General features: G+C 70.2%; 10 protein-coding genes. 6 read left to right on the top strand and 4 right to left on the bottom strand.

Annotated features, from left to right (window positions below):
• Positions 1-183 (bottom strand): hypothetical protein (locus tag JFN87_RS29315; RefSeq protein WP_209344915.1); only part of this gene is annotated, 183 nt, incomplete at its 3' end.
• Positions 184-550: 367 nt separating this feature from the next.
• Between JFN87_RS29315 and JFN87_RS29320 the strand changes: the two genes are divergently transcribed.
• Entirely contained in the window at positions 551-1,135 is a 585-nt protein-coding gene (locus JFN87_RS29320; protein ID WP_209344917.1) for a Uma2 family endonuclease, read from the top strand.
• On the top strand, positions 1,123-1,863 hold the full coding sequence (locus tag JFN87_RS29325) for a phosphotransferase (RefSeq protein WP_307865638.1): 741 nt from the start codon (positions 1,123-1,125) through the stop codon (positions 1,861-1,863). Before JFN87_RS29320 ends, JFN87_RS29325 begins: the two co-directional genes overlap by 13 nt.
• 439 nt (positions 1,864-2,302) lie before the next feature.
• Here the strand turns inward: JFN87_RS29325 and mctP are convergent, their stop codons facing one another.
• From mctP to JFN87_RS29340, 3 genes are all read right to left on the bottom strand, one after another.
• Entirely contained in the window at positions 2,303-3,922 is a 1,620-nt protein-coding gene (gene mctP, locus JFN87_RS29330; RefSeq protein WP_209344920.1) for a monocarboxylate uptake permease MctP, read from the bottom strand.
• Complete coding sequence (locus tag JFN87_RS29335; protein WP_209344921.1) at positions 3,919-4,215, bottom strand: DUF3311 domain-containing protein; 297 nt, start codon at positions 4,213-4,215, stop codon at positions 3,919-3,921. Before JFN87_RS29335 ends, mctP begins: the two co-directional genes overlap by 4 nt.
• Positions 4,216-4,434: 219 nt before the next feature.
• Complete coding sequence (locus tag JFN87_RS29340) at positions 4,435-5,220, bottom strand: GntR family transcriptional regulator (protein WP_209344924.1); 786 nt, start codon at positions 5,218-5,220, stop codon at positions 4,435-4,437.
• A 331-nt stretch (positions 5,221-5,551) separates the two neighbouring features.
• Here JFN87_RS29340 and JFN87_RS29345 point away from each other — a divergent pair, with 331 nt between their 5' ends.
• The 4 genes from JFN87_RS29345 to JFN87_RS29360 form a co-directional block, all read left to right on the top strand.
• Entirely contained in the window at positions 5,552-6,832 is a 1,281-nt protein-coding gene (locus JFN87_RS29345) for an extracellular solute-binding protein (protein ID WP_209344926.1), read from the top strand.
• A gap of 184 nt (positions 6,833-7,016) precedes the next feature.
• A complete protein-coding gene (locus tag JFN87_RS29350; RefSeq protein WP_209344928.1) occupies positions 7,017-8,033 on the top strand; it encodes a carbohydrate ABC transporter permease in 1,017 nt (338 codons plus the stop codon).
• Complete coding sequence (locus tag JFN87_RS29355) at positions 8,030-8,857, top strand: carbohydrate ABC transporter permease (protein WP_209344930.1); 828 nt, start codon at positions 8,030-8,032, stop codon at positions 8,855-8,857. The genes JFN87_RS29350 and JFN87_RS29355 overlap by 4 nt, the downstream gene beginning before the upstream one ends.
• Positions 8,854-9,928, top strand: a 1,075-nt coding sequence (locus JFN87_RS29360) for a glycoside hydrolase family 3 protein (RefSeq protein ID WP_209344932.1), incomplete at its 3' end; no start/stop codon positions are given. The genes JFN87_RS29355 and JFN87_RS29360, both read left to right, overlap by 4 nt.

Below are 9,928 nucleotides of genomic sequence, written 5' to 3' on the forward strand. Positions count from 1 at the left end.
GGCGGCGCGGGCGCTCGCCCCGCGCAGGGCGGCAGCGGCCACCCGTCGCGGGTCGGCGTCGGGCAGGTCGGCGGTGAGGGCCGCGAGGGTTCGCGACAACTCGGCGGCGGCCTCGGCGGGCGGTCCGGCGGGCTCGGCCTGTCCGGCCGATACGTCTTCCGCTTCCGCGGGTGCGATGGTCACGCTGGGAGCTCTCCCTCGCTCGGCGGGGCCCGCGAGCGGGCACGGCGACGAGGGCCCGCGCCCGGGGAGGGCACGGCGCCGCGTCCACCGGCCCGATCCACGGGACCCGGACGTCCTGGTACCCCCGGCACGCCGCCGGGGCCGGCTGCCGTCAGGTACTCGGACTGTGCGGGCACACCGGAGCGCGCCGCGACACCGTTGCGGGAGAGTTCCGGACTCGCACCGGATTCCCCTGCGGCGGCAGCGGCATGAGCATACATCTGGGGGCGGTTCGCGCAACTGCCACTAGATGTTGTGTCTGCTGGCGTTTTTCACCTCGGTTGTCGGCCCGCTGGGATATCGTTCCAAGGACGAGGAGGTGGTCCGAATGACGGCCATCCACAGCGAGCCCCGCACCTTCACCGACACCTTCGACACGGCCACTGCGCTGCTGGCCCGCGAGACGCGAGACATCCGGCTGGAACTCATCGACGGACAAGTACGGAGCAAGGTCGTGCCGGACGGCGATCACGGACGCATCATTCAGTGGCTCACGCGCATCTGCATGCAGCACGACCCGGATCTCTGGCTCCATCCGGACCAAGGCCTCAAGGTTCAGGAGTACCGCAAGGGTCGCGTCCGCCCCGACGGGTGCCTGGCCCCCATGGACGCCTTCGTGGGCCAAGGGGAGTGGGCGGGGCCCGGCGACGTCCTGATGGCCGTGGAGGTCACGTCGTACGACCGGGACACCGATGCTCGCGACCGCGTCGAGAAGCCACGTGCCTACGCCGAGACCGGCATCCCCGTGTACCTCCTCGTTGACCGGGACACCCACGAGGTGCTGGTTCACAGCGAGCCGGACGGTACCCGCTACGAGTCCGTGCGGATCGTGCCGTTCGGTAAGGACGTGACGCTGCCCGACCCCGTGGGCATCACGCTCGACACCGAGCCGCTGAAGGAGTGGGTGCGCTGACGTCCCCGGACGCCGCGCCGCGCGTGCGGCGCCTCGATGCCTCGCTCGCCGTCGACCGGCTGCTGCGCGCCACCGGCGTGCGGCTCGTCGTGGAGGGGCCCTGCCGTGGCGGGCAGGTCGGCGCCGCGTACGTGCGGTGGGAGGACGGCCGCAGGTCCGTGCTGACGTGGCGGCCAGGCACCGCGCTCGCCGCGATGCGTGCCGGGCCGATCGCCGTCGTCGACGCGCTGCGGGCCGACGGGTTCCCCTGCCCTGCCGTGGAGTTGAGCGCGCAGGTCGGGCCCGATGTCGTGCTCGTGCAGGAACTGCTGCCCGGTGGCCCCGTGGGGACGTTCGGCCACGCGGCCCTCGACCGGGCCCTCGCCCTGAGCGGGGCCATGGCGGGCCGCCTCGCGGGCCGCGGCGACGTCGAACCCGTTCGTCTCCACCTCCGAGGCGACGGTCCCGGCTTCTGCCTGCACGGGCCCCTGCGGAGCCACGGGCCGCGCGGCGCCGCGCTGGAGCGCCGGATCCGCGCCGTCACGCCCGATCCGGAACCCCGCTGGGACGCCGTGCACTTCGACTTCCACCCCGGCAACATGCTCGCCGCGGTGACCGGCGCCTCGACCTCGTCACCCTGCGGTTCGGCCTCGAAGAGCACGACACGGAGCCCGGTGTCGTCGAGCGGCTCGACGCCCTGCTCGACGAGATGGAGCCCGACGTCCTCAGGCCTCTGTGGGCGCACATGAGCCTGCGCATGACGGACTGGGCCATCCGGCACTTCGCGCCCGGCGACGTCGACCGGTGGCTTGATCTCGCCGAGACGCGGCTCGGGCCGGACGGGTCTCAGAACGCCAGCGCGTAGACCAGCAGGTCCACGCCCGGCACCGGCGACCAGTCGCGCGACGGGCCCTGCGGAAGCCGAGGCGCTCGTACAGCCGGTGCGCCGCGGCCATCGTCCCCTGCGTGGAGAGCGCGACGCCCCCGTGGCCCTCCTCGCGCGCCGGCGTCAGGCACGCGCGGACGAGCGCCTCGCCGACCCGTTCCGCATGCCGGCCGTCGAGCCAGCCGCGCGCGGGCGCGCCCCACAGTGTGCGCGACGGGTACGACAGGCGGGTACGGCAGCGGGCCGCCGGCCCCTCCGGGAAGGGGCAGGCGGCCCGCGGCGTGCCGCGTGACTCGCGCGCGTCAGTTGACCGGCGCCGGCGGGAGCTCCACCTCGACGTCCTTGTCGCCCGCGTCCGCCGTGTAGTCGGACGCCGTCGTCTCGTCCACGCCCTCCGGCGCCTTGAACGCCCGGAAGACGAACGTCAGGACGACCGCGACGATCACGTTCAGCACGAACGCCGTCATGCCGATGTAGCCGATCTGGCCGATGCCGGGGATCTCGGCCGACGAGCCGCCGAAGTGCTTCTGCGTCGGGCTCGCGACGCCGTACGCGGCGAGCGTCCCGTAGACCATGCCCGCGGCCCAGCCGATCAGCAGCGCCCAGCGGTGGAACCACCGGGTGAACAGGCCGCTGACGATCGCCGGCATCGTCTGGAGGATCCAGATGCCGCCGAGCAGCTGGAAGTTGATCGCCACGGTCTTGTCCATGCCGAGGACGAAGATCAGGGCCCCGACCTTCACCAGCAGCGACACCAGCTTGGCGACCTGGCTCTCCTGCTTGGGCGTCGCGTCGGGCTTGAAGAACTCCTTGTAGATGTTGCGCGTGAACAGGTTGGCCGCCGCGATCGACATGATCGCCGCGGGCACCAGCGCGCCGATGCCGATCGCCGCGAACGCCACGCCCGCGAACCAGCTCGGGAACATGTTCTCGAACAGCTGCGGGATCGCGAGCTGCCCGTTCGACACCTTCACGCCGGCCGCGATGGCCATGAAGCCGAGGATGGCCAGCAGGCCGAGCATCAGCGAGTACAGCGGCAGGATCGTCGTGTTGCGGCGGATCACCTCACGGCTGCGGCTGGAGAGCGTCGCCGTGATCGAGTGCGGGTACATGAACAGCGCGAGCGCGGAGCCGAGCGCCAGCGTCGCGTACCCCCACTGCCCGGTCGACCCCGGCACGAGCGCACCCTTCGGCTTGTGCGTCGCCGGATTGACCTGGGAGAACGCGTGCGCGGCCTTCGAGAAGATGTCGTCGAAGCCGCCGAGCCTGAGCGGGATGTAGATGACCGCCACGATGATGACGATGTAGATCAGGCCGTCCTTGACGAACGCGATCAGCGCGGGCGCGCGCAGCCCGGACACGTACGTGTACGCGGCGAGCACGACGAACGCGATGAACAGCGGCAGGTCCTTGACGAACCAGTTGGTGTTGTCGCCGCCGCCGATGCCCATCACGTCGAGCACGGCCTGGATGCCGACGAGCTGGAGCGCGATGTACGGCATCGTCGCGAGGATGCCGGTGACGGCGACCGCCAGCGAAAGGCCCCGCGAACCGAACCGGCCGCGCACGAAGTCCGACGGCGTGACGTAGCCGTGCCGGTGCGACACCGACCACAGGCGCGGCAGGAACGTGAAGATCAGCGGGTAGACCAGGATCGTGTACGGGACGGCGAAGAAGCCGGCGGCGCCCGCCGCGTAGATCGCCGCGGGCACGGCCACGAACGTGTACGCCGTGTACAGGTCGCCGCCGAGCAGGAACCACGTCACCCACGTGCCGAACGACCGGCCGCCGAGCCCCCACTCGTCGAGGCTGTGCTCGTTGGCCGCCTTGCGCCAGCGCGCCGCGAGGAAGCCCATCACGGTCACGGCGAGGAAGAAGAAGATGAAGACGCCGAGCGCGACGCCGTTGACGCCACCGTTCATCGTGCGCCACCCCCCTCACGCCCGCCGCGGGCCGCCGCGCGCGAGCGCTGATCGTGCTGCCAGAGCTTGTAGGCCACCACGGTCAGCACCGTGGTGATCAGCACCCACATCAGCTGGTACCAGTAGAAGAACGGGATCCCGATGAACGTCGGGTCGACCTTCGCGTACGAGCCGACCCACAACATCGCGACGAACGGGATCGCCAGGCAGACGCCGATGACGACGCGCAGCGGGGTGACGACCGGCGGTTTCCCGCCACCCGGGCTCTCGGGCCCCTCGGGAACATCGGGCATGGGTTCCGTCACCTCCGCTTGATCACCTGCTGTGCGCAGGCAATCTAAGCGCGGGATAAGCGCCACGTCATCCCTTGTCCGCGTATCGGTACGGACACGGTCCTGCGGGCGGCCCGGCGCGAGAGGTTCGCAGGACAAGCAGTGAGTGGCCCGCCCGCGAGCGGTTCGGCGATCTTTTTCACGGCGGGGGCGCGTGACTGCCCGGGGATGCCCGCCGCGTCAGTCGCCCGGCCGCTGCAGCCTGGCCACGAACTTGTAGCGGTCGCCGCGGTAGACGGAGCGCACCCACTCCACCGCCTCGCCCGCCGCGTCGACCGAGTGGCGCGACAGCATCAGCATCGGCAGCCCGACGTCCGTGCCGAGCAGCCCCGCCTCGCGCGGGGTGGCGAGCGAGGTCTCGATGGTCTCCTCGGCCTGCTCGAGATGGACGCCGTAGACCTCGGCCAGCGCCGTGTACAGCGAGGTGTACTTGACCAGCGACCTGCGTAGCGCGGGGAACCTCTTCGCGGACAGGTGCGTGGTCTCGATCGCCATCGGCTCGCCGCTCGCCAGGCGCAGCCGCTCGATGCGCAGCACCCTGCCGCCGGCCGTGATCTCCAGCAGCCCCGCGAGGTTGTCGTCCGCGGTGACGTACCCGATGTCGAGCAGCTGGGACGTCGGCTCCAGGCCCTGGGCCCGCATGTCCTCGGTGTACGAGGTGAGCTGCAGGGCCTGCGAGACCTTCGGCTTCGCGACGAACGTGCCCTTGCCCTGGATGCGTTCGAGCCTGCCCTCGACGACCAGCTCCTGCAGCGCCTGGCGGACGGTCGTGCGCGAGGTGTCGAACTCGGCGGCGAGCGCGCGCTCCGGCGGCACGGGCGTGCCGGGCGGCATCGTTCGCGTCATGTCCAGCAGATGGCGCTTCAAGCGGTAGTACTTTGGTACCCGGGCCGTCCGTGTGGCGGCGGTGGCGGCGTTGACGGTGCCGCCGTCCGTCCCCCGCGTGCCGGTCCCCCTGTCGGCCATGGCCTGCCTTCCCGGCTCCTGTGCTCCTGCCGTCACCGGCTCCTCCGTCTGTCGCGGCTCACATGGTGGCACGGCGCGGTGCTGGGACACGGCCCCGTGGTCGGGACTCGGCCCGCCCTCCCCAGGTGTCGGTCCGATACCCGGCCTCCCCAGGTGTCGGTCCGATAACGGACACGACAGCCCTTCTTATACACCCTTGACACCCCTAAAGGTCTAGGCCAACCTTCCGGGTACTGGTCTAAACCATTAAAGACCAGATCCCGGCCCCAGCAGTACTCGTCGTCAGTCTTCGCAGTGGGCGGGGGATGCGGGAATCCCTGAGGAGGGTGGCGTGAAGCGGAAGCTCATAGGGGCGATCGGTGTCGCGGGGATGATGATCGGGGTCGCCGCGTGCGGCGGATCCGGCGGCAGCGGCGGTAGCAAGGCGAGCGGGGGGGACGCGGGCAATACCATCACCGTGTGGTTGATGAGTGGCTCCAACCCGCCCAACTGGACCAAGCAGATCACGGCGGCGTACGAGAAGAAGTACCCCGGCAAGAAGGTCAAGATCGCGGTACAGCAGTGGGACGGTATTCAGCAGAAGCTGACCACCGCGCTGTCCGAGTCGACCCCGCCGGACGTCATCGAGGTCGGTAACACCCAGACCCCGTACTACGCGGCGACCGGCGGTCTGAAGGACCTCAGCAAGGACAAGGCCGCGCTCGGCGGCGCCGACTGGCTGCCGGCCATGGCCAAGTCCTCGGTCTACGACGGCAAGCAGATCGCGGTGCCGTGGTACGCGGCCAGCCGCGTCGTCGTCTACAACAAGAAGATCTGGGCGGACGCCGGCATCAAGTCGACGCCCAAGACGCAGGACGAGCTCTTCACGGACCTCGGCAAGATCCAGGCCAAGGGCACCAAGGACGCGCTCTACCTGCCCGGACGCGACTGGTACGCGTTCGACGGCATGCTGCTCGACGCGGGCGCCGACCTCGTCAAGAAGGACGGCGACACCTACAAGGGCAACCTGGACACGCCGCAGGCCGCGCAGGCCATGGCGCTGTACAAGAAGCTCAACTCGTACGGCACGGCGCCCAAGGACAAGGACGAGGCGACGCCGCAGCAGTCGGACGTCTTCGCCAAGGGCGACGTCGGCGCGTTCATCGGCCTCGGCTGGGAGGCCGCGGGGGCGATCTCCAAGAACCCGAAGCTGAAGGACCAGGTCGGCTTCTTCGCGCTGCCGGGCAAGACGGCCGACAAGACCGCCGCGGTCTTCCTCGGCGGCTCCAACCTGGCCATCTCGCAGGGGACCAAGAACCCCAAGGGCGCGATGAACTTCCTCAAGATGGCCATGTCGGACAAGTTCGAGGGCGCGCTCGCGAAGGAGGGCGGCATCGTCCCGAACAAGGCGTCGCTCAACTCCAACCTCGCGGGCAACGCGTTCGGCACCGTCTCGGCGGCCGCGGCCGCCAACGGCGGTACCACGCCGCTGATCCCCGAGTGGGGCAACGTCGAGAACGCGCCCAACCCGATCACCACCCTCTACATGACGGGTGTGCTGCAGGGTCAGTCCCCGTCGGCGGCGGCCAAGAAGGCCGACGCCGAGATGGACAAGCGGCTCAGCCAGAAGTAACGGTCTGGTGCGCACCAGACCGTAGGAGCCCGAGGGGTGTCCGGGCGTGACGCGCGCGCGTCACGCCCGGACACGACCCGTCGCCCGTCCGCCCGCCGCGCCGCCCGCCTCCCCGCGGGGCCCGGCGGGCGGACGGCGCGCGGACTCACCGATCGCAGCGGACGGTTACGAGGAAGCGAGAAGCATGGCCGCGCAGTACAGAGGGACGAAGACCAGGGGGCCAGATCCGGCGGTGACCCCGCCCCAGGCCGGCGCCGCGCTCGTCGCCGGCAGCGCGAAGCCCAGCAGACCCGCCCGCCCGTCGACCACAGGACGCGCCTCGCGGTTCCTGCCGTACCTGCTGCTCCTGCCGACGCTGGTGGCCACGGCGGTGCTGCTCGGCTACCCGCTCGTCCGCAACCTGCTGATCTCCTTCCAGACACTCGAACCGTTCCAGCTCATCCAGCACACCACCGAGTGGAACGGCTTCGGCAACTACGCCGACCAGCTGACGAGTTCCGACTTCTGGCACACGGCGGGACGCTCGGTCGCGTTCACCGCCGCCAACGTCGTCCTCATCATGGTGGCCGGCACGCTGATCGGGCTGCTGCTCAAACGGCTCGGCAAGCGGATGCGGCTGCTGCTGTCGATCGGCCTGGTGTTCGCCTGGGCGATGCCGCAGGTCGCCGGCACCACCGTGTACCAGTGGCTGTTCGACACGCGCAACGGCGTCGTCAACTGGGCCCTCGACGGGGTCGGCTGGCACGCGATGCACAACTACAACTGGCTCGGCCACCAGCTGTCCACGTTCGCCGTGATCACGCTGATGGTGGTCTGGGGATCCATCCCCTTCGTCGCGCTCAACCTCTTCGCGGGACTCACGACCGTCTCCGCGGAGATCTTCGAGGCGGCCAGGATGGACGGCGCAAGCGCCTGGCGCACCTTCTGGCAGGTCGTCTTCCCGATGCTCAAGCCGTTCTTCCTGTCGACGACGTTCCTTGAGGTCATCTGGGTCTTCAAGGCGTTCACGCAGGTCTACGCGCTCAACGCGGGCGGCCCCGAGGGGCTCACCGAGACGCTGCCCGTCTACGCCTACGTCGAGGGCTTCGGCAACCAGCACTTCGGCACGGGCGCTGCCATCTCGATGCTCACCATCGTCATCCTGATGGCCCTGATGTCCTATTACTTCCGTGTCATCCTGAAGCAGGAGGACGAGCTGTGAGGCGCTCCCTGGCCGGCCGGCTCTGGCCCAACATCATCGCCGTCGTCCTGTTCGTCTTCTTCATCTTCCCCGTGTACTGGATGGTGACGACGGCGTTCAAGCCGGACCTGGACATCGTCTCGTCCACGCCGGTCCTCTTCCCGACCCACTGGACCTTCACCCACTTCGTCAAGGCCGTGCACGCGGACGGCTTCTGGACGTTCGTCGGCAACAGCTTCTTCGTCACCATCGGCGCGGTGGTGCTCTCGCTGATCGTCGCGACGCTGTCCTCGTTCGCCGTCGCGCGCATGCGGTTCAAGGGGCGCAAGGCGTTCATCCTGATGATCATGATGGCGCAGATGGCGCCCTGGGAGGTCCTCACGATCTCCGTCTACCTGATCGTCCGGGACAGCAACGCCCTCAACAGCCTGCTCCCGCTGACCCTCTTCTACATGATGATGGTCCTGCCGTTCACGATCTGGACGCTGCGCGGGTTCATCGCGGCCGTGCCGAAGGAGCTGGAGGAGGCGGCACTCGTCGACGGCTGCACCCGCTTCCAGTCGTTCGTCAGGATCGTCCTCCCGCTCCTCGCGCCCGGACTGATGGCGACCTCGCTCTTCGGCTACATCACCGCCTGGAACGAGTACGCCCTCGTGCTGATCCTCAACAAGGACAGCGGCCAGACGCTGACCCTCTGGCTGACCCAGTTCCAGACCAACTTCGGCGACGACTGGGGCGCCACCATGGCCGCCGCGTCCTTCTTCACCCTGCCCGTCGTCGTGGTCTTCCTCTTCCTCCAGCGGCGCGCCGGCGGCGGCCTGCTCTCCGGGGCGGTGAAGGGATGACCGCCCCCGCCAAGAAGGCCGCCTCCACCCTGGAGCGCGACGCGCTCGCCGTCCTCCAGCCCGGCTTCGACGGCGCCGAGCCGCCCGACTGGGTGCTGCGCCGCATCGGCGAGGGCCTTGAGTCCGTCGCCATCTTCGGCCGCAACGTCGTCTCGCGCGAGCAGCTCGCGCGCCTGACCGGGCGGCTGCGCGCCGAGCGCGAGTCCCTGCTGGTCGCCGTCGACGAGGAGGGCGGCGACGTCACCCGCGTCGAGGTCGGCGAGGGCTCGTCGTTCCCCGGCAACTACGCGCTGGGCACCGTCGACGACGTCGACCTGACGCGTTCCGTCGCCGCCGAACTCGGCCGCACCCTCGTCGCGTGCGGCATCGACCACAACTGGGCGCCGTCCGCCGACGTCAACGCGAACCCCGACAACCCGGTCATCGGTGTGCGGTCGTTCGGCGCCGACCCGAAGCTCGTCGCGCGGCACACCGCCGCCTACGTGGAGGGACTGCAGAGCGTAGGCGTCGCCGCCTGCACCAAGCACTTCCCCGGCCACGGCGACACGGCGGTCGACTCGCACCACGCGATGCCGCGCATCGACGTGGGCCTTGACACACTCGCCACCCGTGACCTGCTGCCCTTCAGGGCGGCCATCGCCGCGGGTACCAAATCCGTCATGAGTGCGCATATCCTGCTTCCCGCACTCGACCCCGACCGTCCCGGCACCCTCAGCCCGCGGATCCTCACCGGACTGCTGCGCGAGGAGCTGGGCTTCGACGGGGTCATCGTCACCGACGGCATCGACATGCAGGCCATCGACTCCGCCTACGGCATGGCGCAGGGCACGGTCCTCGCCGTCGCGGCGGGCGCCGACGCCATCTGCGTGGGCGGCGGCCCGTCGGACGAGGGCACCGTGCTGCGGCTGCGCGACGCGCTGGTCGCGGCGGTGCGGGGCGGCGAACTGCCCGAGGAGCGGCTGGCCGAGGCTGCCGCGCGCGTGCGCGCGCTGGCCGGCTGGACGCTCGGGGCGAGGGGGACCACGGGGCCGGGCGCGGCCGTACAGGAGGGGACCGCGCCCGGCACCCCGG

The organism is Streptomyces montanisoli, from assembly GCF_017813245.1.
Lineage (GTDB): Bacteria > Actinomycetota > Actinomycetes > Streptomycetales > Streptomycetaceae > Streptomyces > Streptomyces montanisoli.

Excerpts from the sequence above, each read along its gene's own strand:
- JFN87_RS29320 (WP_209344917.1), top strand. The coding sequence starts at position 551 with ATGACGGCCATCCACAGCGAGCCCCGCACCTTCACCGACACCTTCGAC.
- mctP (WP_209344920.1), bottom strand. The coding sequence starts at position 3,922 with ATGAACGGTGGCGTCAACGGCGTCGCGCTCGGCGTCTTCATCTTCTTC.
- JFN87_RS29335 (WP_209344921.1), bottom strand. The coding sequence starts at position 4,215 with ATGCCCGATGTTCCCGAGGGGCCCGAGAGCCCGGGTGGCGGGAAACCG.
- JFN87_RS29340 (WP_209344924.1), bottom strand. The coding sequence starts at position 5,220 with ATGGCCGACAGGGGGACCGGCACGCGGGGGACGGACGGCGGCACCGTC.
- JFN87_RS29350 (WP_209344928.1), top strand. The coding sequence starts at position 7,017 with ATGGCCGCGCAGTACAGAGGGACGAAGACCAGGGGGCCAGATCCGGCG.